The 22,872-nt window shown below is 40.1% G+C and carries 15 protein-coding genes and 8 tRNA genes; 17 read left to right on the top strand and 6 right to left on the bottom strand.

The features are described 5' to 3' along the window. Positions 1-8 precede the first annotated feature (8 nt). Both QQK05_RS13640 and QQK05_RS13635 read right to left on the bottom strand, forming a co-directional pair. Entirely contained in the window at positions 9-2,195 is a 2,187-nt protein-coding gene (locus QQK05_RS13640) for an OsmC domain/YcaO domain-containing protein (RefSeq protein ID WP_284299523.1), read from the bottom strand. 121 nt (positions 2,196-2,316) lie between these two features. Continuing rightward, entirely contained in the window at positions 2,317-3,180 is an 864-nt protein-coding gene (locus QQK05_RS13635) for a DUF6279 family lipoprotein (protein ID WP_284299521.1), read from the bottom strand. 115 nt (positions 3,181-3,295) lie between these two features. Between QQK05_RS13635 and QQK05_RS13630 the strand changes: the two genes are divergently transcribed. Together QQK05_RS13630 and ydiJ are read left to right on the top strand one after the other, a co-directional pair. After that, positions 3,296-4,318, top strand: coding sequence for an ATP-dependent 6-phosphofructokinase (locus QQK05_RS13630; RefSeq protein WP_284299519.1), 1,023 nt, complete (start codon positions 3,296-3,298; stop codon positions 4,316-4,318). Positions 4,319-4,411: 93 nt separating this feature from the next. Next, positions 4,412-7,462 (top strand): D-2-hydroxyglutarate dehydrogenase YdiJ, encoded by a 3,051-nt coding sequence (gene ydiJ, locus QQK05_RS13625; RefSeq protein WP_284299517.1) that lies wholly within the window; start codon positions 4,412-4,414, stop codon positions 7,460-7,462. A gap of 59 nt (positions 7,463-7,521) precedes the next feature. Here the strand turns inward: ydiJ and QQK05_RS13620 are convergent, their stop codons facing one another. Genes QQK05_RS13620 through QQK05_RS13610 form a run of 3 tightly spaced genes read right to left on the bottom strand, consistent with a single transcriptional unit; the run spans position 7,522 to position 10,692 of the window. Then, entirely contained in the window at positions 7,522-8,880 is a 1,359-nt protein-coding gene (locus QQK05_RS13620; RefSeq protein WP_284299515.1) for an alkaline phosphatase, read from the bottom strand. 13 nt (positions 8,881-8,893) lie between these two features. Beyond that, the gene (locus QQK05_RS13615) at positions 8,894-10,081 is read right to left on the bottom strand and encodes an endonuclease/exonuclease/phosphatase family protein (protein ID WP_284299514.1); all 1,188 of its coding nucleotides are present in this window, start codon (positions 10,079-10,081) and stop codon (positions 8,894-8,896) included. After that, positions 10,078-10,692, bottom strand: a complete 615-nt coding sequence (locus QQK05_RS13610; protein WP_284299512.1) for a TetR/AcrR family transcriptional regulator — start codon at positions 10,690-10,692, stop codon at positions 10,078-10,080. The genes QQK05_RS13615 and QQK05_RS13610 overlap by 4 nt, the downstream gene beginning before the upstream one ends. 438 nt (positions 10,693-11,130) lie before the next feature. Between QQK05_RS13610 and QQK05_RS13605 the strand changes: the two genes are divergently transcribed. Next, positions 11,131-14,349 carry a TonB-dependent receptor gene (locus QQK05_RS13605; RefSeq protein WP_284299510.1) on the top strand — a complete coding sequence of 1,073 codons (3,219 nt, stop codon included), beginning with the start codon at positions 11,131-11,133 and terminating at the stop codon, positions 14,347-14,349. 319 nt (positions 14,350-14,668) lie between these two features. Beyond that, positions 14,669-14,842, top strand: a complete 174-nt coding sequence (rmf, locus tag QQK05_RS13600) for a ribosome modulation factor (protein ID WP_284299795.1) — start codon at positions 14,669-14,671, stop codon at positions 14,840-14,842. A 42-nt stretch (positions 14,843-14,884) separates the two neighbouring features. Here the strand turns inward: rmf and fabA are convergent, their stop codons facing one another. Beyond that, positions 14,885-15,400 (bottom strand): bifunctional 3-hydroxydecanoyl-ACP dehydratase/trans-2-decenoyl-ACP isomerase, encoded by a 516-nt coding sequence (gene fabA / locus QQK05_RS13595; RefSeq protein ID WP_284299509.1) that lies wholly within the window; start codon positions 15,398-15,400, stop codon positions 14,885-14,887. Between the two features lie 151 nt (positions 15,401-15,551). Here fabA and QQK05_RS13590 point away from each other — a divergent pair, with 151 nt between their 5' ends. The 13 genes from QQK05_RS13590 to QQK05_RS13530 all read left to right on the top strand — a co-directional run bounded on the left by QQK05_RS13590 (position 15,552) and on the right by QQK05_RS13530 (position 22,807). Further along, positions 15,552-15,803 (top strand): hypothetical protein, encoded by a 252-nt coding sequence (locus tag QQK05_RS13590; protein ID WP_284299507.1) that lies wholly within the window; start codon positions 15,552-15,554, stop codon positions 15,801-15,803. Between the two features lie 108 nt (positions 15,804-15,911). Continuing rightward, positions 15,912-16,556, top strand: a complete 645-nt coding sequence (uvrY, locus tag QQK05_RS13585; protein ID WP_284299505.1) for a UvrY/SirA/GacA family response regulator transcription factor — start codon at positions 15,912-15,914, stop codon at positions 16,554-16,556. 5 nt (positions 16,557-16,561) lie between these two features. Next, a complete protein-coding gene (uvrC, locus tag QQK05_RS13580) occupies positions 16,562-18,400 on the top strand; it encodes an excinuclease ABC subunit UvrC (RefSeq protein WP_284299503.1) in 1,839 nt (612 codons plus the stop codon). A gap of 46 nt (positions 18,401-18,446) precedes the next feature. Next, a complete protein-coding gene (gene pgsA / locus QQK05_RS13575; protein ID WP_284299501.1) occupies positions 18,447-19,031 on the top strand; it encodes a CDP-diacylglycerol--glycerol-3-phosphate 3-phosphatidyltransferase in 585 nt (194 codons plus the stop codon). Between the two features lie 153 nt (positions 19,032-19,184). Beyond that, positions 19,185-19,260: transfer RNA gene (locus QQK05_RS13570), tRNA-Gly, on the top strand. Between the two features lie 52 nt (positions 19,261-19,312). Then, positions 19,313-19,386 (top strand) — tRNA-Cys (locus QQK05_RS13565). 4 nt (positions 19,387-19,390) lie between these two features. Continuing rightward, a tRNA-Leu gene (locus QQK05_RS13560) sits at positions 19,391-19,477 on the top strand. 33 nt (positions 19,478-19,510) lie between these two features. After that, positions 19,511-19,586 (top strand) — tRNA-Gly (locus tag QQK05_RS13555). A gap of 67 nt (positions 19,587-19,653) precedes the next feature. After that, positions 19,654-19,729 (top strand) — tRNA-Gly (locus QQK05_RS13550). A gap of 44 nt (positions 19,730-19,773) precedes the next feature. Continuing rightward, positions 19,774-19,860, top strand: a tRNA-Leu gene (locus tag QQK05_RS13545). Between the two features lie 32 nt (positions 19,861-19,892). After that, a tRNA-Gly gene (locus QQK05_RS13540) sits at positions 19,893-19,968 on the top strand. Between the two features lie 68 nt (positions 19,969-20,036). Next, a tRNA-Leu gene (locus tag QQK05_RS13535) sits at positions 20,037-20,123 on the top strand. Between the two features lie 491 nt (positions 20,124-20,614). Next, positions 20,615-22,807 (top strand): TonB-dependent receptor, encoded by a 2,193-nt coding sequence (locus tag QQK05_RS13530; protein ID WP_284299499.1) that lies wholly within the window; start codon positions 20,615-20,617, stop codon positions 22,805-22,807. Positions 22,808-22,872: the final 65 nt, after the last annotated feature.

Below are 22,872 nucleotides of genomic sequence, written 5' to 3'. Positions count from 1 at the left end.
AAAACGGCTTAATTTTGAGCCGCTTTCGCTCGAGCTGCATGAAGTTTCTTATAGCTTTCAATTAACCTTAAATGTTTATCCAAGCCTTCAAGTTTCATACTGGTCGGCTCTAAGCCATAAAATTTAACATCGCCATTAACTGTACCAACAACGTTATGCATTAACGCTTCACCATACATATGGTTTAAGTTGGTAATAAAATGTTCGATCTCTAAATCTTCATCTAGTGCAATGTCTAAGACATTGTGTACTGCTTGATAGAATAATCCACGTTTAACGGTATTGTCGTTATATTGCAAGAATTCGCCAACGAGATCGTAGGCATCCTCTAATTCTCCTAGTGCTAGGTAAATTAGTGCCTTAAGCTCTAAAATGGTGAGCTGGCCCCAATCTGTGTTTTCATCGAATTCGATGCCAATTAAGGTGCGAATATCAATGTATACATCGAGCTCTGATTCCTCTAAACGTTCCACTAAGCTGGCAAGCTGTTCGTCGGATAATCTATGCAAATTGAGAATATCTTCACGATAAAGCAGTGCTTTATTGGTGTTATCCCAGATTAAATCTTCCACCGGGTAAACTTCAGAATAATCCGGCACTAAAATACGACAAGCGCTTGAGCCTAGTAATTGGAAATCTGCGATGTAAGCTTCTTTTCCAAGTGACGCTAAAATGCCGAATAAGGTTTCACACTCTTCTTCATTTGTACCGGTAAAATCCCATTCAACAAAGTCAAAATCTTGTTGATTTGAAAAGAATCGCCATGAAACTACACCCGTTGAATCGATAAAGTGTTCGACAAAATTTTCAGGCTCCTGAACGGCCATCGAATTAAACGTTGGGCGAGGGACATCGTTCAGTCCTTCAAAACTTCTACCTTGCAATAGCTCGGTTAAACTTCTTTCTAACGCAACTTCTAGACTTGGATGTGCGCCAAATGAGGCAAAAACACCTCCTGTTTTAGGATTCATTAACGTGACACACATTACAGGGAATTGACCGCCAAGTGATGCATCTTTAACAACAACAGGAAAACCTTGTTCTTCAAGGCCTTTAATACCGTCAACAATCGCTGGGTATTTTGCTAATACCTCTTTTGGTACATCTGGAAGTATTAATTCTTGTTCAATAATTTGCCTTTTCACGGCGCGTTCAAAAATTTCTGATAAACATTGAACTTGAGCCTCAGCCATATTGTTACCGGCGCTCATACCATTACTCAAAAATAAGTTTTCAATTAAGTTAGATGGGATGTATACCGTCTCACCATCGGATTTTCTCGTATAAGGTATCGCGCAAATACCACGCTTTATGTTACCTGAATTGGTATCGATAAGGTGTGAGCCTTGAAGTTCGCCGTCCGGGTTGTATATCTCAGATGTATAATCATCTAACAAGCCGTTTGGTAGACTGTCGTCGTCAGTTAATTCAAACCATTTTTCGTTTGGATAGTGAACAAATTCGCTATTTGCTATTTCTTCACCAAAGAATTGATCATTATAGAAAAAGTTACAGTTTAGACGTTCGATAAATTCCCCTAGCGCAGAACATAACGCACTATCTTTTGTCGCGCCTTTACCATTGGTAAAACACATTGGTGACGCAGCATCGCGAATATGGAGTGACCAAACATTAGGGACAATATTACGCCATGACGCAACTTCGATCTTCATGCCTAACTCAGCAAGAATACCAGTCATGTTCGTGATGGTTTCTTCTAATGGTAAGTCTTTACCAAGAATGTAAGTGCTGTCGTGGTTTTCTGGATCAACCATGAGCATTGCTTGCGCATCTTCATCTAAGTTTTCAACAGTCTCAATCTTAAATTCTGGGCCTGTTTGAACGACTTTCTTTACGGTACAACGCTCAATTGAGCGCAAGATACCTTGCTTATCTTTCTCACTTAAGCTTTCAGGTAACTCGACATTAATTTGAAACACTTGATTGTAACGATCCTCAGGATCGACAATGTTGTTTTGGGAAATTCGAATGTTATCCGTCGATATATCTCGTGCATTACAATATACCTTTACAAAATAGGCGGCACATAATGCAGAAGATGCTAAAAAGTAATCAAAAGGTGAAGGTGCGCTACCATCGCCTTTATAGCGAATTGGTTGGTCGGCTATCACCGTGAAATCATCAAACTTCGCTTCAAGACGCAAGTTATCAAGAAAATTAACTTTAATTTCCATTTTAAACCCTAAGTGTAAGCTACTTGGCTCGGTTAAAAACCTTACGTAGCAATAAATATGGCGCTATTATCCAGATTTTTCACTAAGGTGTCTTGGCTTATTTTAATTTTACAGATAAAAACTAGTTTTCTTTTGCTAGCTCTTCAAAGTCTTCAAGGTACGACGTTGTCCGACGGTTGAATCGTTTGATTTGTTTCTTTGATGCTTTATTTAAAAAATCAGCAAACATCTGTGAGAAAATTCGATTGTTGTTTTGGGTTTTTTCGACAAACGCTTCGCTTCTCAATTCTTGGGGGTTAATCAATGCTTCTGTTAAAAGTGCAACATTGACTTGATTGTCAGCCATCGGTACGAGAGCCGTTTCAAAATTAGTAAGCCATGTTTGACGATAACTAATCCAATCATCGAAGCTAGACGTGTATGTTGGCGTTGTTTCTTCGACTAACACATTTTGCGTTTTTGATAATTTTCCAAACCATTTCTTAAATGATTTCTTTTGCGATTTGATATTTTCTTTGATTCGCTTTTCGTAGGTCGAGTCTTCACGTTCTTTAACTAAATTGTCATTACGCTTTTGCAATGTAGCAATTAGCTGTTGCTTTTGTTCTGCGCTCAGTTGAGCAAGAAGTGGGGTTAGATACGGTTCGGCGTGATCAACAAAGCGATACCAGTGATCTTGCATTTCATAGAGATGCGCATAAATTTCATCGGCAGAAATTGGGTTACCATTTTCAATTTGATTTACACGATCTTGAAAGCGCTTCAGGTGTTCATGGTAGCGCATCAATTCATTTTTACGATGCCACAAATGTAATTGATCAAATGCTTTGTCAAATACGTGTTGTTGGGCTTTGTCGAGCTCGACATAATCATCTAAATACCAGTTTACCCACCAATCGAGCTTGTTATAAACAAACGAAAAAGAGCAGCCCGATAAGAATAGGGTGCACATGATGACGGTGATAATTCGACGTGTCGACTGCATTAAACTCTTCCTTGCAACAGTGTAAATTACAAATTGTTGTAATTGATTGTTTGTTATCAAATGGTTACTAAAATAGTATACGAAATCAATAATAAAATTGTTTATGGATAATGTAATGAAATATGTTCAGCGAGTCGGCGTATTAACAAGCGGTGGAGACGCACCGGGAATGAATGCCGCGATACGTGCAATTGTCCTAGCGTTGGGTGACGATGTTGACGTGATAGGATACCAGCATGGTTACAATGGCTTGATTAACAGCCACTCTATCAAACTTGATAAGACCGATGTTGATAACATTATTCATCTCGGTGGCACGATTATAAAAAGTGCGCGATGTAAAGAGATGTGTTCTATCGATGGCGTGAAGCAGGCAGTATCAACACTTATCAAAGACAAGGTCGATGCACTCATTGTGATTGGTGGTGATGGGTCTTTTTCTGGCTTACTAGAAATTGAAAAGCTATGGCAAGGTATTGTCATCGGTTTGCCGGGTACTATCGATAACGATCTTGATGGAACTGATAATACGATCGGCTTTTTGTCAGCAGTCAATACGGCAATTGATGCCATAGACAAGATCAGAGATACGGCAGATGCATTCGATCGAGTTTTTATTATCGAGTTGATGGGCAGACACAGCGGCCACATCGCGTTTAATGTCGGCTTGGCGTCAGGCGCAGAAGCGATTTTATCATTTGAGAATACCGATGTTACACGGCCAAATCAGGTTGTTGAGCAGCTCGCTGAGCAAATAGTTGAACATCAAAATACATGTCAAAATAGTTTTCTCATTTGTGTTGCTGAAAATCTTTGGCCAGGTGGTGTGGGCCAGCTAAAAGAAGCCCTAAATGAATTCAATAATATTGATGCCTCGACATGTATCCTAGGTCATATTCAAAGAGGTGGCGCACCTGCGGCAACCGATAGAATATTAGCGACCAAATTAGGTGTAGCTGCTGTAGAGGCTATTCAAAACAAAATGTCAGGCTACATGATTGGTGAGCGCAATTCACAACCTATTCTTGTTAAGTTAGCTGAGGCGATTCGACATACGAAAGTTGTACCCGATCATCTGATTAAGGCCCATCAAAATATCAAAGCAATAAACGCTGATAGCCATTTGAATAAAAGTTGATAATTTATAACTGAGTTATTTAAGCAGCTAGGTAACATCTGGCAAAGGGTATGGTATAGTTGACCATACTTTTTATTTTATCTGTTTTTAAAGATGTTACCCCGTTTAGCGCCAGAAGAATTAGTTCAAGAACGTTATCAAGAATTCGCCAAGCAACTTTCCAAAACCAGCTACTTAGGTGAAATAAACTGCCAATATAGTGCTCGACTTGCTGTTGCAACAGATAACAGTGTGTATCAACAGTTACCTCAGCTTGTACTGCACCCAACAAGTATTGCCGATGTCCAGGCGATAACTGAGTTATCCAACAAGCCTGAATTTTCAGATATTAAGTTTAGTGCTCGAGGCGGTGGAACAGGCACCAATGGTCAAAGCTTAACCCCTGGTATCGTTGTCGATTTATCCAAACATATGAATAATATTTTGGAGATTAATGTTGAAGAGCGCTGGGTTAGAGTACAAACAGGCGTTGTAAAAGATCAATTAAATGCTTTTCTAAAGCCTCATGGCTTTTTCTTTTCACCCGACTTATCAACAAGTAATCGTGCCACGATAGGTGGAATGATTAACACAGATGCATCAGGTCAGGGATCATTAGTTTATGGCAAAACATCTGATCACGTTTTGGGATTGTCTAGCGTGCTCGCTAATGGTGAATTGTTAGAAACAGCGCCAATGGCAATAGATGTAGCCAAGGCCTTGTCTAAGGAAAACTCGACTAAGGGTAAAATTACCAAGCAAATCCTAGCGAGCTGCTTTGATAAACGTGATGCTGTACTGAGTAAGTTTCCACGTCTGAATCGATTTTTAACCGGTTATGATCTAGAAAATGTATTTGACGACGAGATGACGTCGTTAGACTTGTCTCGCATTATTACAGGTTCAGAGGGCTCATTAGCTGTTGTCTGTGAAGCGAAGTTAAATTTAACGCCTATTCCTACGTTCAAAACACTAATCAATATTAAATATGACAGCTTTGATTCTGCACTTCGACATTCTCCATTTTTAGTCGAAGCACAAGCGACTTCTGTTGAAACTATTGATTCAAAAGTCCTCAACTTGGCAAAAACAGATATTGTGTGGCATTCAGTCAGTGAATTGATTACTGAGGTTGAAGGCCAGGTCATGGATGGTCTCAATATTGTTGAATACAACACTGAAGATGAAAACTGGATGAACGCTCGCATAACTGAGTTATCTGAACGGTTAGATGCTGCTATTGCAAATAAAGAGGGTGGTGTCATAGGTTATCAAATCACATCCGATTTGAGCAGTATTGGTAAGCTCTATGCCATGCGTAAAAAAGCGGTAGGCCTTCTGGGTAATACAGACGGTAGTCAAAAGCCACTTGCTTTTGCCGAGGATACTGCGGTACCACCGGAAAACTTAGCTGATTTTATCGCAGAATTTAGAGAGTTACTCGATAGCTACGAATTACATTACGGCATGTTTGGGCACGTTGATGCAGGCGTTTTGCATGTTCGTCCTGCATTAGATATGTGTGATCCAGAGCAAGAAAAGTTGTTAAGAACCTTGTCTGATGAAGTCGTAAAGCTAACAGCCAAATACGGCGGCTTGATGTGGGGTGAACACGGTAAAGGTTATCGTAGTGAATACGGACCAGAGTTTTTTGGTGAAGAGTTATTTACTGAGTTAAGAAAGATCAAAACAGCTTTTGATCCACTCAATAAAATGAACCCTGGAAAGATCTGTACCCCAATCGATTCGACTGAAAGCCTGGTTAGTGTTGATGATACAAAACGTGGTTATTTTGACAGACAGATTCCAGTTACGGTTAAAGACTCTTTTAATAACGCTTTAGATTGTAACGGTAATGGTCTGTGTTTTAATTTTGACCCTAACAGTCCAATGTGTCCATCGAGTAAAGTCACACGAGATCGCAGACAGTCACCAAAAGGTAGAGCAGGGTTGATGCGCGAGTGGCTGCGTTTGCTTGAAAATAAAGGTGTCGATATCTTATCGCTTGAGCAGAATGTTGATGGCTGGTCAGTGAAGCAATTATTAGCAAAAGTCAAAAATCAATTAAAAAAAGAAAAATCAGATGATTTTTCTCATGAAGTAATGGACGCAATGTCTGGCTGTTTAGCTTGTAAAGCATGTGCAAGTCAGTGTCCTATCAAAGTTGATATTCCTGATTTACGCGCGCGTTTTATTAATTTGTACCACACGCGATATATGCGTCCACTAAAAGATCACGTGGTAGCAAATGTCGAAACAATGGCACCGATGATGGCAAAAATGCCTAAATTGGTTAACGCTGTTCTTAATACTAGTGTCTACGATAAGGTGTCGCGAGCAACCATTGGTTACGCCGATACGCCTTTGTTGTCTGTGCCAACACTAAAAGAAATTGTGATTGAAGAACGCTATGAGCACTTTGAACTTTCGTATTTCCAGTCATTGGATAAAGCAAAGCGACAAGACTACGTGTTTATCGTTCAAGACCCTTTTACAAGTTTTTACGATGCTGAAACTGTAAGCGACCTTATGGCACTTATAAAAAGTATTGGCAAGAAGCCTGTGTTATTACCGTTTAAACCTAACGGTAAACCACAGCATGTAAAAGGGTTTCTAAACCGTTTTGCGAAGACTGCACAGTCGACAAGTGATTTTTTAAATCAGGTACATGAGCTTTCAATCCCTATGCTAGGACTTGATGCTTCACTTGTGCTTTGTTATCGCGATGAATACAACCAAATACTTGGCGATAAACGAGGTGATTTTAATGTGCTCCTTGTTCACGAATGGTTGTTTGCTGAAAAAGACAATTTAACACTTCCACAGCTTAATTCTGCGACTGATTACCAGTTATTTGGCCACTGCACCGAAAAAACGGCGCTACCGAATTCGGAAACACAGTGGCAGGCTATTTTTGAATCATTCGGACTGAAATTAGGTAAGATTGCGGTTGGTTGTTGTGGTATGGCAGGGACTTATGGTCACGAAGTATCAAATTTAGGGAATTCAAAAGATCTCTATCGCATGAGCTGGCAAGATAAGGTAAATAATGCAAAACCACAGCAAGTTTTAGCTACCGGTTTTTCATGTCGTTCACAAGTAAAGCGCATGGCCAAATTTAAACCTAAACACCCTGTTTCTGCTTTGGTGGCATTAATTCAATAATGAGTACAAACAAAAAAGGCCAGCAATTTGCTGGCCTTTTTTATTGATTACGTCTTGAACTATTGTGAAGCTAACATTTTAAATATGTGCTTCGCAATATCTGTATTGTCTTGTTTACCGTTGAAAACTGAGGCGCCTTTACCAAACGCATATACCGGAACGTCGACACCCGTGTGACCACCAGTCGTCCATCCTGTGTTAGTGCGTTTATCAATTAACTTTGTAATCGCTTTGCGCATTTGACGTGCAACAGTGCTTTCTTTTGTATAGCCTTTTTCTGTCAGTTTTTCTTGATTAGATTGCCAATATGACTGGGCATCTGACATGCTTTCTTTTAACGTGACAACTTCGTCATCATTTAATTGAAAACCTAATTGATGAGCAAGTCGTTCAAAATCTAAGCCGGTTTTAGCAATGTCTTTTGACATTGTTTCAGTAGATGCTGTCAGGTTTTTAATCCACGTTGGAAACCAGGCATACTTACCGTTGGCACCTATCGTCATGCCTCCGGTAGAGTGGTCTGCCGTCAACACCACTAATGTCTCTGGATTTTGTTCAACAAACGCCTCTAGTACCTGCATCGTTTTATCAAGATCAGACATTTCAGTCATCGACCATGCAATATCGTTAGCATGTCCACCCCAGTCAACTTGGCTAGCTTCTACCAATAAAAACATGCCTTTATCATTTTTAAGATGATTGAGTGCTGATGAGGTCATCGTAGCTAAGCGGTGTTTATCCTGATGGTCTAACGCTTGATCCATGCCTTTATCACCGAACAAACCTAGCACAGGTTTGTCTTTTGGTAATGCAGTCACTTCTTCAAAGTTATTGACATAGTGAAAGCCGGCTTGCTTGAATTCATCAACAATGTTTCTATCGTCACGAATAAAGTAGGTCCAACCACCACCAAGCATTAAATCTGTGATGAATTGACCATTATTTCGATCATCGATATAACTGTCCGCAATCGCATCGTAATTTCGTCTATTCACGTTATGTGCTAAATATGACGCGGGTGTTGCGTGATTTATTTGAGATGTTACGACTACACCAGTTTTAAAGCCTAGTGACTGTGCTTTGTGAAGCACACTTTTTACCGGTTTTTCATTTACATCAACACCAATGGCACCATTGTACGATTTTACGCCGGCAGCTAGTGCTGTTGCACTGGCCGCTGAATCGGTCACTAACCCCGATACTTTTGCAGGATAAGTACTTGATGACCCTACATGGTATTTGTCAAACACTGTTTGTTCAATCTCTGGCGTCGCAGGATCGTCGTTAAAATATCGGTAAGCTGTTGTGTAAGCGGGTCCCATACCATCGCTTATCACCATGATGATATTTTTAGGTGCTTCACTTGCTGTAACTTGCATTGTGGTAGCAATGGCTAACGCACTTAATAATCTTTTCATTTGAAACCTTAGGTTATTTTATTTCTAAATCTACCCAAACCAGTCGGTGATCAGAAGAAGCACCGCGATCTTTAATTAAGTAGTATTCTTGACTATCTTTTTCCGGCCAATACACGCCAGAGTCAATCATATTAAAACCAAATTGTGACGGTAATACGTAATCAGCTCTCATTCCCCAATATGCAGTGTGATACTTAGAGTTGGCATTATCGGGCTTGTGCAAATCTCCGCCTTTACTTGTTGGCATTGGGTCATTAACGAGAGGGTTATTCAACAACGATGAAATGCCTGCGTTAATGGCATCACCCTCTATATCCGACGCATTTAAATCACCAAGTATTACAAATCGCGAGTTGGCTGTTAAGCCGCCAGATACGCCACTATCGTCATACAAATAACTCGACTGATTCGGTGAAATATAGTCATTAACCATACGGATCTCATCATGATTTCGTTTACCATTTCGATCTTCTTTACCGTCAAAAACCGGTGGTGTAGGGTGACTAGCAATGACGTGGATTGTTGTACCATTGACGTTAACAGGTACGTCCCAGTGTGATTTTGAACTGAGTCTAAAGTTTTCCCAAGCTTGCTTGTTATAATAGTCGCTTCCGCTCTCAGGATTTACTGGCTTTAAGGCATTTGGCATATCTTTCCATTTGAACTTTTGGAAAGTGCGAATAGCGTCATTATCGATTGGATACTTAGACAACAATGCCATACCAAAATGGCCAGGAAAGTAACCAAAGCCGAACGTATCAGCTGGAATGTCTGCGTTACTACCATTGCCATTCATATCAACATTAGCAGGTACACCGGTATTCACGGGGCCTTGATATGAAAAAGGGTAGTCGATGGCAAGCTCACCTTGAGATAAGTATTCATTTCGAAATATTGTCAATGCCTTTTGGTGATCAGCATTGTTACGATCAAATTCATTAAGCAAAATGATGTCTGGCTGAATTGATTGTATGATTTGTGCAATATTCTTGATTTGTTGGTGATCAGATTGAAGTGCAACCATCAGTTCATTGCCTGATGGAATACGAGGCTTACCTTTTTCATAAGGCATATAGTTTAATGCCTCCATTGAAACGTTAAAGGTAGCGACACGCAGTGTAGTAGGTTGGTTGTCCATCGTCATACACCCTTGTACCGATAGTGCAGCGGTAATAGCTACAACTTTGGTTAAGTGCTTCATTTAATTTCCAAGCCTTTCAGTATGAAGTTGATTAGAAACGCTTTTACTTGCTCTCTGTCATCTTCTTCATATTCTTGTTTATTGGTGATGTTTAAAATTTGCGTTTCAAAATCAGCGTAGTGTTGAGTTGTCGACCAAATAAGAAAAATCAGTTTAACAGGATCAACCTTTGCCATCGCACCTTCATTCATCCAATGCTCAAAAATGGCAGACTTTTCTTTTACCCAGTTGCGTAAATACACTCGTGCGAAGTTATCTAAATGTTGAGCACCTTGAATAATTTCCATCGCATAAATTTTGGACGCTTTCGGGTTTTCAAAGGCAATATCTACTTTGGCAGCGATGAAGCTTTCTAATGCAACACGAGGCCCGTCTTCAAGAACGATGTCGCCAATTGCCGTATCCCACATTTCAAGTGTTTGCTCCAACACTTTGTGATATAGGTTTTCTTTGTTCTTGTAATAATAAAGTACATTAGCTTTTGGCATGTTTGCCTTATCAGCAATAGCTTGTACTGTTGCGCCTTTAAATCCTTGTTGGATAAATTCGTCGCGCGCAGCATCCATGATGGCATCTTGACTTTGTTTTCTTTTATTTGCCTGTTTATTCACCGTAATCGTCCTGAATTTACATTAATTGACTATTCATTGTTATTTTTGCCATGAATTATTCAATTAATTGAGCGAGTTGTCATCAAATAGTTATATTTCGAATCCATGTTAACACCTTATTAACAAGGCGGTTACGCCAATTTCATTAAATAAAGCGAGATTCTTCGTCTAATTTTATTGAATTACATCCAAAAATAACAGAAAATTATAAAAGTTATCTATTTGGTTATGAATTGTGACCTTTTGTAATCACTATAAAACGTAGGTTTTACAAAGCTATGACAGTTTTCTGACCTTTTGGATAACCTGGGAGAAATAAAACTGCTATAAATTTGTAATTAAATTGTAAACAAGCCTATGTTTAATAGGCGCGATTATTTTTTAATTGCCGTCGATAAGACACTAATAACGATAAACTTTATTATAAATAAGGGAAAAATGATGAAAGCTCATCGCCTCTCACAACTAGCTAGTGCAGTAGTATTAGCTTTAGGTGTGTCAACAACTGCATTTGCTGCAGATACAACATCTAGTATTCGTGGTTCAATTGTAGGACCAAGTGGTAATGCCGCGACGAACACTACGATTACGGTAATCCATGAACCATCTGGTACACGTAAAACGTTAACAACTAATGAAACTGGTGCTTTCTTTGCACAAGGTTTACGTGTTGGTGGTCCTTACACTATCGAAATTGATTCGGACAAATTTCAAGATAAAACACTGAAAAACATCTACATCAGCTTAGGTGAAGTATTCCGTGTTTCTCAAGCATTAGAAGACGTAGATATTGAACGCATCCAGGTAACGGGTAGTGCTTCAGTATTCGATTACGCTTCAGGTTCTGAGTCTACGTTCTACGGTGACCAAATCAGCAAGGCAGCTGCGTTTAGCCGTGATATTAAAGATATCGCTCGCCAAAACCCAATGGCAGTGATTGGTAATGACGGTTCATCTTTATACCTAGCTGGTAGTAACCCTCGTTACAACAGCTTAAAAGTTGATGGCGTTAAACTAAACGATGACTTCGGTTTAGCGGGTAATGGTTACCCTACAGAGCGCTCTCCAATTGCATTTGACTCAATTGAACAGTTAAGTGTTTCGATTGCACCTTTCTCAGCAAAAGAAGGTGGTTTCTCTGGTGGTCAACTTAGCGTTGTAACAAAGTCAGGTACAAACGACTTCACTGGTAGCTTATTCTTCGAAAGATCGTCTGACTCTATGGCGGGCACTCCAGAAAACCCAGAGACTGGCGAAGATATTTTAATTAGCTACGAAGAAGAAAGTTACGGTGCTACATTCGGTGGTCCAATTATCAAAGATAAGCTTTTCTTCTTTGCGTCATACGAAACATTTGAAGCGCCAAGCACGATCAACAAAGGTCCTTCAGGTTCAGGCGTTGCAAACGAAACTAGCAACATCTCGCAAGCCGATGTCGACCGCGTTGTAAACATTGCGCGTGATCGTTACAACTTCGATGCTGGCTCTTGGGATGCTTCGATTCCTTTAGAAGATGAAAAGTACTCTTTAAAACTTGATTGGAACATCAACGAAGATCACCGTGCATCATTTACTTACGGTCACGGTTTTAGTAACAGTGCTGGTAACGCCGGTAGTGGTCGTTCTAACGAGTTATACCTTTCATCTCACTGGTACAACCGTTCAAATGAATACGACACATACGTTGGTCAATTATTCTCATACTGGACAGAAGACTTCTCTACTGAATTCAAAGCTTCATACAAAGAGAGCGTTAACGGCCAGGTTCCTGTAGCTGGTTACGGTTTTGGTGAAGTTAAGATTGATCACAACGGTGGTCGTATTAACATCGGTCCAGACGATAGTCGTCATGCGAACAACTTAACAAATGAAACATTACAATTGCGTTTCAGTGGTGAATACTTACACAATGACCACGCTATTTCATTTGGTTGGGAATACGAGCAAGTAGATGTTTACAATATCTTCATGCAACATTACTTAGGTTCTTGGTACTTCGACAGCATCGATGACTTTGAAGCTGGTAATGCTGACTGGTTCGAATACCAAAACAACCCAAGTTTAAATCGTGATGATGCAGCGGCTAGCTTTGCATTAAGTAACCACGCATTCTACTTAGAAGATAGCTGGGACGTTACTGACACGTTTAACTTAACGTACGGTATTCGTTACGAAACAATCTTGAACGACGACAAGCCTGCGTTAAACGAATTATTTGTTGAACGCCATGGTTTTGCAAACAACGAAAACCTAGATGGTAAAGATATCATTCTTCCTCGTGTTGGTTTCACATGGGACCTTGATGACCATGTTGAAAACTTAACATTACGCGGTGGTTTCGGTTTATTTAGTGGCGGTAGCCCAAATGTTTGGATTTCTAACTCGTTCACTAACGATGGTAGTCGTATTGCGCTTTACCGCTCATTCTCTGACGCAGATGCAGGTAGCTACTTATCAAATGCTGATCCAAGTGGTATCCCACAAAACGCTTTAGATGCAATTTCTGGTGCTTCACTTGACGGTGCTCGCTCAAATATTGATGCGATTGACCCAGACTTTGAAATTCCAAGCACATGGCAGTACAGCTTAGCTGCGGACTACATTGCAGACTTAAGTGCAATTGGTTTAGGTGAGAACTGGAACATGAGCGCTGAAGTACTTTACAAAGAAGTAGAAGATGGCGTTATTTGGAGTGACTTAAGTCGTAAAGTAGACACAAGTCGTGGTGTAAATGGTTACACAGTTGACGGTCGTCCAATTTACGGTTTCGCGTTCAACACTGATAACCAACCATACCAAGACGGTGACTCAGGTCGTGAAGCACGTGATATCTTAATGACGAATATCGATGGTGGTAAGACATTAATTAGCACGTTCACGTTAAACAAAACGTGGGAAAATGGCTTAGATATGACATTCTCTTACACGAACACAGATAGCGAAGACCGTTTCGCAGCGTCTGGTACTTCGTCTAACACGTCATACGAGTTCCACCCAGTATACGATCCAGAAAATGTAGAATTAGGCACGTCTTCGTACGAAACTAAGCACCGAATTACATTTAACCTTCGTTACAGCAAAGAATTCTTCGCTGGTTACGAAACAACATTCCACGCATTCTTCGAGCGTAAGTCAGCTCGTCCATACAGCTGGGTGTTAGGTAAAGAGTTTGGTCCAAATGGTTTAGACGGTGGCTTAGACTTGCACCCTACATACTTACCTTACATCCCAACTAGCGCGAATGATCCTGCTGTTGATTTTGTAAATGGTATGAGCTACGACGAAATCGTTGCACAGTTAGAAACGATTGGTTTATCAACTGCTGGTGGTCCATTAGCTAAAAACGGTGAGCGTGGTCCTTGGGTATCAAGCTTAGACTTACGTATTGAGCAAGAGCTTCCAGGTTTCGCTGAAGGTCATAACGGTCTTATCTACCTAGATATTGACAACGCATGGGCACTAATCGACAAAGATTCAGCTCGTGTATACCGTAACCCGTTTGGTAACAGCTCATCTGATTTATTCGATTATGAAATCAATGATGCAGGCCAATACGTTTACTCTTCGCAAAACTTACAACCTGGTGATTCACCAGTGCGTTATGAAGCAAGAGCTTCGACTTGGAATGTTAAGATTGGTATTAAGTACTCGTTCTAATGACGATGTAGCTTAAATATCAGCTTATAATTATAAAACGGCCTGCATAGCAGGCCGTTTTTTTTCATCCTAAGAAAAATTAAATTTTCCAATAGCTCAATAAGTTAAATTTTTATTTGAAATTTAGCCCTGTTTTTCGTTTGCGAAGCCGTTAATTCTCTACTATTCGTTAAGTAACGTTTAAATAACGTTACCTATGTACTTTCAGCAATCCACAATGAATAAGCGTAGTATGGGGAATCAAATAAAATAGAGACAAACAGACAATTTATCCATTGGCTGACGGTGCAGTTTTGTTCTAGAGGAGAATACATTAATGATGAAAAGACAAAAACGAGATCGCCAGGATAGGGCGCATGCAAGAGGTTACCAAGCAGGTGTTTCAGGACGTTCAAAGGATGCATGTCCGTATCAAAATCTAGATGTTAAATCAGAGTGGTTAGGTGGTTGGCGAGAAGCGATGTCTGACAGGCAACAGGGGCTAATTAAGTAACAGGAATTAGGCGGCTAACAGAGGTGTTAGCCGCCATTTTATTTAGAATGAAGATGTATCAGTAAATAAACCTACTTTTAGGTCTTTAGCTGTATAAATCTCACGGCCATCGACAGACACGGTACCGTCTGCAATACCCATAAATAACTTACGCTTAATAACACGCTTCATTTGAATGTTGTATGTTACTTTTTTGTTGGTTGGTAGGATTTGACCAGTGAATTTAACTTCTCCTACACCTAATGCGCGACCTAAGCCAGGACCACCTGACCATGCAAGGTGGAAACCAACAAGTTGCCACATCGCATCTAAACCTAAACAACCCGGCATAACAGGATCGTCAGTAAAGTGACATTCAAAAAACCACAAGCTTGGATCAATATCTAATTCAGCAATGATTTCGCCTTTACCGTGTTCGCCACCATCTTCAGTAATTTTTAAAATGCGGTCCATCATTAGCATATTGCCTGATGGTAAATGACTATTACCTGGGCCAAACATTTCGCCTGTGCCAGCTTTGACTAAATCTTCTTTAGTAAATGAATTTTTACGTTCCATAATGCTCTTTTTGTCATAATAATAAAGTTAAACGCCGCTACTTTAGCGAACACTTGTACACTAAACAACTCGGAGCAGTCATTTTATTTAATTTATTGTCTTTTTTTTGGTTATGCGTTACCTTTTTATTGTCGTATAGAGGAGAAGTACTATGACCAAGAAGCCAGCAATGACGAATGCTGAGAAGCAAAAGCGCTACCGAGAGCGTCAGAAAGAAAAAGGATTAAAGGAAACTCGCGGTTATTTGAGTCAGGAGGCGTTAGTTTGTTATGAGTTGATTCAAGAGCAAACGAATTGGTCTGATTCTGTCATTTTGAGTAATGCTGTTCGCTTAACTTATGCAGCGTACAAAAACGGCCAAATCAACTTATTAAATAATTGGCTAAAGAAGAACGATTTGTAATCAGTTGGACAGCTTTAGTATTGCAAGAAGCCGTGTTAGCTTGTATCTTCTAACTATATAAATAAGAATAATTTCGTAGTATTTTTGTACTACAAAAAGGGTATAGTCTTGATAAATATACTATTAGTTGATGACCACGAACTTGTCCGTACAGGTATCCGCCGGATTCTCGAAGATGTAAAGGGCATGAAGGTTGTTGGTGAGTGCGAAACAGGTGAGATTGCCGCGAAATTTTGTCGCACCAATGCGCCTGATGTTGTCTTAATGGACATGAATATGCCAGGTATCGGCGGGCTAGAAGCAACCAAAAAGATTATACGTTTTAATCCTGATATAAAAGTTATTGTATTAACCGTTCACAGTGAAGATCCAATTCCTACTAAGGTGATGCAAATCGGTGCAGCAGGGTATTTGACTAAAGGTGCAGGCCCTGAAGAAATGGTTAATGCGGTTAGAGCTGTGCATAGTGGGCAGCGTTATATAACACCTGACATTGCTCAGCAAATGGCGTTAAGCCAATTCAAAAATCCAGAAGAAAACCCATTTAGCGCCTTATCAGAGCGTGAGCTACAAATTATGATGATGGTAACTCGCGGTGAAAAAGTGCCAGATATTTCTGAACAACTGATGTTAAGCACAAAAACGATTAATAGTTATCGTTACCGGATGTTTGAAAAGTTAAATATTAGCAATGATGTAGAATTAACGCATTTAGCGATACGTCACGGAATGTTGAATACTGAAAAACTTTAGCATTAATGAGTAATTCAGAAACAACCTTCGATCACAAATCCTTTCTAAAGTCGGTTACACATCAAAGCGGTGTGTACCGAATGTACAATAGTTCTCAAGAAGTAATTTATGTTGGTAAGGCGAAAGATTTAAAAAAGCGACTTGCCAGCTACTTCAGAAAAGACTTACCAAATAATAAGACTCGCTCGCTAGTAAGTCATATATTCTTTATTGATGTCACGGTAACCCACAGTGAAACTGAAGCGTTACTATTAGAGAATAATTACATCAAGAAGTATTTACCTAAGTACAACATTCTTTTGCGCGATGATAAGTCATATCCGTACTTATTGATTACCGATCATAAACACCCTAAATTGGGGGCTCATCGTGGTGCTAAAAAGATTAAAGGTGAGTATTTTGGTCCATACACTACGGTTGGCGCTGTTTGGGAAAGCCTCAGGTTAATGCAAAAGCTGTTTCCATTGCGACAATGTGAAGATAGCTATTATCGTGCACGTTCAAGGCCATGCTTGCAGTATCAATTAGGTCGTTGCTCTGCACCTTGCGTGGGCAAAATTTCAGATGAAGATTATAGTGAACAGGTTAAGCTAGCTAAATTGTTTTTGCGTGGCAAAAGTAACTTAGTCATTGACTCGCTTGTGGAGAAAATGGACGCATCGAGTATGGCGCTCGAGTTTGAGCAAGCAGCAAACTATCGTGATCAAATTAAAACCTTAAGGCAAGTACAGCAGCAGCAATACGTTAGCGGGTTTGCATCAGAGCTCGATATTATTGGTGTTTACCAGCTAAAACAGCAAGTTTGTTTGCATATGCTTTATATCCGAGATGGTAAAATTCTTGGCAGTAAAAGTTTTTTCCCTAAAGTGCCAGAAGATACCTCTATTAGTGAGTTACTCTCGTCATTTATTTCTCAGCATTATCTAAACAATGATGTTGCTAATCGTCATATTCCTAAAGAAATTGTTTTGCCGGAATTACCTGATGAAGCTAGCGAGTTAGCCAAAATGTTTGTTGAACTGACAGATAAGAGTGTTAAGTTTGCCGTCAATGTTAAAACAGAGCGAGCACAATATTTAAAGCTTGCAACGACTAACGCTGAAAATGCGCTACTTACAAAAAATAGTGAAAAGGAATCGATCACGAAGCGTTTTACCGCATTAAATGAGGTGTTTGAATTACCAAACGGCATTCAAACGATGGAATGTTTTGATATTTCACATACCATGGGCCAGCAAACCGTTGCTTCATGTGTGGTATTCGATACCAATGGCCCTTTAAAAAGCGCTTATAGACGATACAATGTTCACGGAATAACACCTGGTGATGATTACGCGGCAATGTCTTTTGCCTTAAACAAGCGTTATGGCAAAGTAAAGGAAGACACAGAATTACCATCAATTGTATTCATTGATGGTGGAAAAGGGCAGTTGGCAAGAGCAGAGGACTTTTTTAACCAGCTAAATCACCCAAATCCTCCATTATTAGTCGGTATAGCTAAAGGTGAATCACGAAAGCCAGGCTTAGAGACGTTAATTCTTGCTGGCTCTCATCAGCTGATTAATTTACCAGCACATTCACCGGCATTACATCTAATACAGCACATTAGAGATGAATCACATAGATTTGCGATTGCAGGTCATCGTTCCAAACGCCAAAAACAAGCAAAAGCGTCAACATTAGAATCTATACCAGGAATCGGCCAGAAAAAAAGACAGGCGCTGCTAAAATACTTAGGTGGACTGCAAGAAGTGAAGAAAGCTGACGTATCTGCACTTTGTAAAGTTCCTGGTATTAGTAAATCGCTAGCGCAGACTATTTACGATTCCTTGCATGACAATTAGTTGAAAACTTGTGTAGAATGGTCAAAAAAATTGCTGTATCAAGTTTATGTGGACCATTCCTAATCAAATTACATTTTTTCGAATTTTATTAATTCCCTTTTTCGTTTTCGTTTTTTTCTTACCAGTGTCTTGGCATCATTTCGGTGCGGCGTTTATTTTCTTTCTTGCATCAATTAGCGACGCATTAGATGGATATTTAGCAAGACGTCTAAAACAATCTACAGCTTTTGGTGCTTTTATTGATCCTGTTGCAGATAAGTTAATGGTTGCCGCCGCCCTGGTCATCATTATTCAAGACTACAATAATGTATGGATAACGGTTGCAGCGTTTCTAATGTTGGGTAGAGAAATCTTTATCAGTGCGATTCGTGAGTTTATGTCGAGCCATGGTCAACGAGATGCTGTTGCTGTCTCTAACTTGGGGAAATTGAAAACTGCTGCACAAATGCTTGCACTAATTGGATTAATTTGGCGACCTGACTATGATATTCCATTAATTATTTTTGATTTCCCTCAAATGTGGTTTATGAATTTGGCTTATTTTTTATATTTTGTCGCTACAATTCTTACTGTTTGGTCAATGATTCAATATTTTTTGATTGCTTGGCCAGTCTTAAAGGGTAAAAAATAAACAGTTTTTGTCAGGTTTTAGTTAAAAAAGCGCCATCTTAGTCGAAATTTAAGCAGTTGAATTTTTTTTATAATTTAGTTGTTGACTCAAGATAAATTCGATGTAGAATGCGTTTCCAGTTGGCAGGGAGAGTCAACAAGAAAGCAAGATTAAGCGGCTGTAGCTCAGTTGGTAGAGCACCACCTTGCCAAGGTGGATGTCACGAGTTCGAGCCTCGTCAGCCGCTCCAATTTTTCTTTCAGTTATATCAGGGAATACTACCCAACACGTAGTGAAATATCGGCGGGTTGGCAGAGTGGCTATGCAGCGGATTGCAAATCCGTGGACCTCGGTTCGACTCCGGGACCCGCCTCCACTTTGCCCGGGTGGTGGAATTGGTAGACACAAGGGATTTAAAATCCCTCGCTGGTAACAGCGTGCCGGTTCAAGTCCGGCCCCGGGTACCATTTTCACAACGGTTGGAAGTACAAGTTAAAGAAGCGGCTGTAGCTCAGTTGGTAGAGCACCACCTTGCCAAGGTGGATGTCACGAGTTCGAGCCTCGTCAGCCGCTCCAATTTAACGATAGATAGTCACGTTATGGTAGTGACACCTTCAAGTCTTAAATATTTAAGCATGATGAAGCGTCTGTAGCTCAGTTGGTAGAGCACGACCTTGCCAAGGTCGGGGTCACGAGTTCGAGCCTCGTTAGACGCTCCAAATTTTACTACTCGTTTTGATGAGCACCGTCATTATGACACAGTGCCCGGGTGGTGGAATTGGTAGACACAAGGGATTTAAAATCCCTCGCTGGTAACAGCGTGCCGGTTCAAGTCCGGCCCCGGGTACCATTTCATCAAAATAGATAGTAAAGCTCTATGAAGCGGCTGTAGCTCAGTTGGTAGAGCACCACCTTGCCAAGGTGGATGTCACGAGTTCGAGCCTCGTCAGCCGCTCCAATTTTCTTTTAATATTCTTTATTGAAAGAGCTAGGTTGCCAATAGCTAGTCAAAAAACTTCCCTTTATGCCCGGGTGGTGGAATTGGTAGACACAAGGGATTTAAAATCCCTCGCTGGTAACAGCGTGCCGGTTCAAGTCCGGCCCCGGGTACCATTTACTGTTTCAGTTAGTTAAATTAAATCACTAAATAACACTTGCTTCTTGTGAGTTTTTGTCGATCTTGGATTTTAAATCCTGGTCTACCAAAGGTAGACGCTAACACAACACAGATTTAAAACCCCTCGCTGGTAACAGCGTGCCGGTTCAAGTCCGGCCCCGGGTACCATTTACTGTTTCAGTTAGTTAAATTAAATCACTAAATAAGACTTATTTCTGTGAGTTTTTGTTGATCATGAATTTTAAATCCTGGTCTACCAAAGGTAGACGCTAATACAAACCATGGACTGGCAGACTTCAATATAACTAATCATGCATTTTCTGGCTAAAATCTGTTAGTTTAGCTACATAAAGTTACAGTTTTGTGTAAAATACGCTCCTGACCAATAGGTTATCTTTGTTTGGGTACTTAAGTACTTACAAAAAGATAATCCTAATCAGAAATATAAAGACTCAATATATAATATTGAGCGCCTAGGGAGAACTACATGGCAATCCAATCTATTGGACGTCGCAGCTTAAAAACAGCATTAGCGACTGCTATTTCATTAGCATTAACCAATCAAGCCTTTGCACAAGACAACCCGTCTGAAGAAAAAGAATATGAAGCAATCACAGTAACTGCGACGAAACGTGCGCAAGTTATTTATGAAGTACCGATCGCAATTAGTGCTTTTAGCGGTGAAGATCTTGCAGCGCAAGGTATTACAGACCTTACTGATGTTGGTAAGTTTGTACCTAACTTAAATGTTACAGGCTTCTCAGCAGGCCATACATCTTCAGCCAACCCATTTATCCGTGGTATTGGTTTGCAAGATCACTTGATCACAACAGATCCTGGTGTAAGTGTTTATGTTGATGGTGTTTATTTAGGTCGCCAAGTCGGCCAGAACTGGAACTTAAACAATATTGAACGTATTGAAGTGTTACGTGGTCCACAAGGTACACTATATGGCCGTAACTCAATTGGCGGTGCAATTAACATTATCACTAAACAACCTGATGAAGTTGCAGTAACTAAAGCTGGCCTAGAAGTTGGCACCCGTGGTCGACTGAAGGGGGATGTGTTCTTTAACCGAGAAATTAACGAACATTGGTCTTTCAACTTTAATGGTGGTTATAACTCACGTGACGGTATTGGTGAGTTTGTTAATGTACCTAATGCGAAATACGATGTAGGTGAGAACGAAGAATACTACGGTCGTTTATCGTTTAAGTGGGCGCCTAACGACGACTTTAGTTTAGTTGTCACAGCTGACTTGAATGACAATGAAGGTGGTCTACGCCCTTATCAAACACTAATTGATGAAGTACCAACTGGTGCGTATTACCAGGGTTCTCGTTGGGGCACGCCTTTCCCATTTGGTCCTTTACGTAATAGTGATACCACGTTGAATCCATACGATAACGCAACGGGTACAGAAGAAGTAACAACAGTTTCAAATGAAGCACGTGGTATCTCTGCAACCGCTGATTGGAATTGGAATGACAATTATTCATCAAAAGTTGTTGTGTCTCATCGTTCGTCTAAATATAAAGCAGGTTTAGATGATGACGGTACCATTTATGAATTAGATCAGTTTCCTGAAATTGGAGATGCAGACCAAACGTCGATCGAATTTCAATTAAATGGTTTCATTGGCGACAATATGGATTTCGTTTCAGGTGTTTACTATTTCAATGAAAAAGGTAGTAACCTCCAAGATCCGGCAAATGGTGCTTTGTTCAATGGTGCGCCTACATTATTAGATTTGGACCAAGAAACAACATCAAAGGCGATTTTCTTTAACCTTGGCTACGATATGACTGATGATCTTCGTATCTCGGGTGGTTTACGTTATACCGATGATGAAAAATCTGCGTCGGCTAACGTGGGTATTGGGCCTGTATATGCTGAAGACTCTTGGAGTGAAGTGTCATTTGATTTATCAGCAAACTACACCATGGAAAATGGCTTAAATGTTTACGGTAGTATCCAAAATGGTTACCAATCAGGTCAGTTCCCAGCTCGTCCATACTGTTTATTTGGCGATCCAAATTGTTTTGTTGCAAGTGACAACATCACTGCTATTAACTATGAGATTGGTTTAAAAGGTGAGGTAACAGACACCTTTAACATGAGCATTGCTGTATTCAACACTGAATACGAGGACTTGCCATACCAAGTAAGTACAACGGCAGAAGGTGGTTTTAATACAACAAACTTAGTTGTTGAACAAACGTCACGTGGTATTGAGTTTGAAAGTACATGGGATGTTACCGATAACTTTAAAATACACAGCAGCTTAGGCTACATTGATGTTGACGTTGATGAGCAAGGTGGCGTTAAACCGGTTGCACCACTAACGCCCGAGTATACGGCATCGATCAGTCCAAGCTATTTAATGGCCCTAGATAGCGGTAATGAACTAGAGTTCCGCGTAGACTATTCTTATCGTGATGATATGTATGGTGAGCCAACGTCTGATCCAGGCCGCCACACGCTGGTAGAAAGTCGTCAGCTTGTAAACGTTGATATTTCTTATAAGAATATTGAAGGTGATTACACGTTATCACTTTATGGTCGCAACGTATTTGACGAACGTTATGATAACGCACGTTTAAACACGGGTGACTACGTTTTACAAATCTTAAGCAACGATCCGAGCGAGTTTGGTGTGCGTTACTTAAAGCATTTCTAAAGTAATGTAGTTTGACTTAATACTTAAAACCCTGAATAAATCATTTGTTGATTTATCTCAGGGTT

It is taken from the genome of Thalassotalea loyana, assembly GCF_030161435.1.
Lineage (GTDB): Bacteria > Pseudomonadota > Gammaproteobacteria > Enterobacterales > Alteromonadaceae > Thalassotalea_G > Thalassotalea_G loyana.
Note: the sequence above shows the minus strand (reverse complement) of the source record. Positions and strands in the feature narration are given on the sequence as shown.

Excerpts from the sequence above, each read along its gene's own strand:
- QQK05_RS13615 (WP_284299514.1), bottom strand. The coding sequence starts at position 10,081 with ATGAAGCACTTAACCAAAGTTGTAGCTATTACCGCTGCACTATCGGTA.
- QQK05_RS13530 (WP_284299499.1), top strand. The coding sequence starts at position 20,615 with ATGGCAATCCAATCTATTGGACGTCGCAGCTTAAAAACAGCATTAGCG.
- QQK05_RS13605 (WP_284299510.1), top strand. The coding sequence starts at position 11,131 with ATGATGAAAGCTCATCGCCTCTCACAACTAGCTAGTGCAGTAGTATTA.
- uvrC (WP_284299503.1), top strand. The coding sequence starts at position 16,562 with ATGAGTAATTCAGAAACAACCTTCGATCACAAATCCTTTCTAAAGTCG.
- pgsA (WP_284299501.1), top strand. The coding sequence starts at position 18,447 with ATGTGGACCATTCCTAATCAAATTACATTTTTTCGAATTTTATTAATT.
- QQK05_RS13640 (WP_284299523.1), bottom strand. The coding sequence starts at position 2,195 with ATGGAAATTAAAGTTAATTTTCTTGATAACTTGCGTCTTGAAGCGAAG.
- rmf (WP_284299795.1), top strand. The coding sequence starts at position 14,669 with ATGAAAAGACAAAAACGAGATCGCCAGGATAGGGCGCATGCAAGAGGT.
- fabA (WP_284299509.1), bottom strand. The coding sequence starts at position 15,400 with ATGGAACGTAAAAATTCATTTACTAAAGAAGATTTAGTCAAAGCTGGC.
- ydiJ (WP_284299517.1), top strand. The coding sequence starts at position 4,412 with ATGTTACCCCGTTTAGCGCCAGAAGAATTAGTTCAAGAACGTTATCAA.
- QQK05_RS13590 (WP_284299507.1), top strand. The coding sequence starts at position 15,552 with ATGACCAAGAAGCCAGCAATGACGAATGCTGAGAAGCAAAAGCGCTAC.
- QQK05_RS13635 (WP_284299521.1), bottom strand. The coding sequence starts at position 3,180 with ATGCAGTCGACACGTCGAATTATCACCGTCATCATGTGCACCCTATTC.
- QQK05_RS13620 (WP_284299515.1), bottom strand. The coding sequence starts at position 8,880 with ATGAAAAGATTATTAAGTGCGTTAGCCATTGCTACCACAATGCAAGTT.
- QQK05_RS13630 (WP_284299519.1), top strand. The coding sequence starts at position 3,296 with ATGAAATATGTTCAGCGAGTCGGCGTATTAACAAGCGGTGGAGACGCA.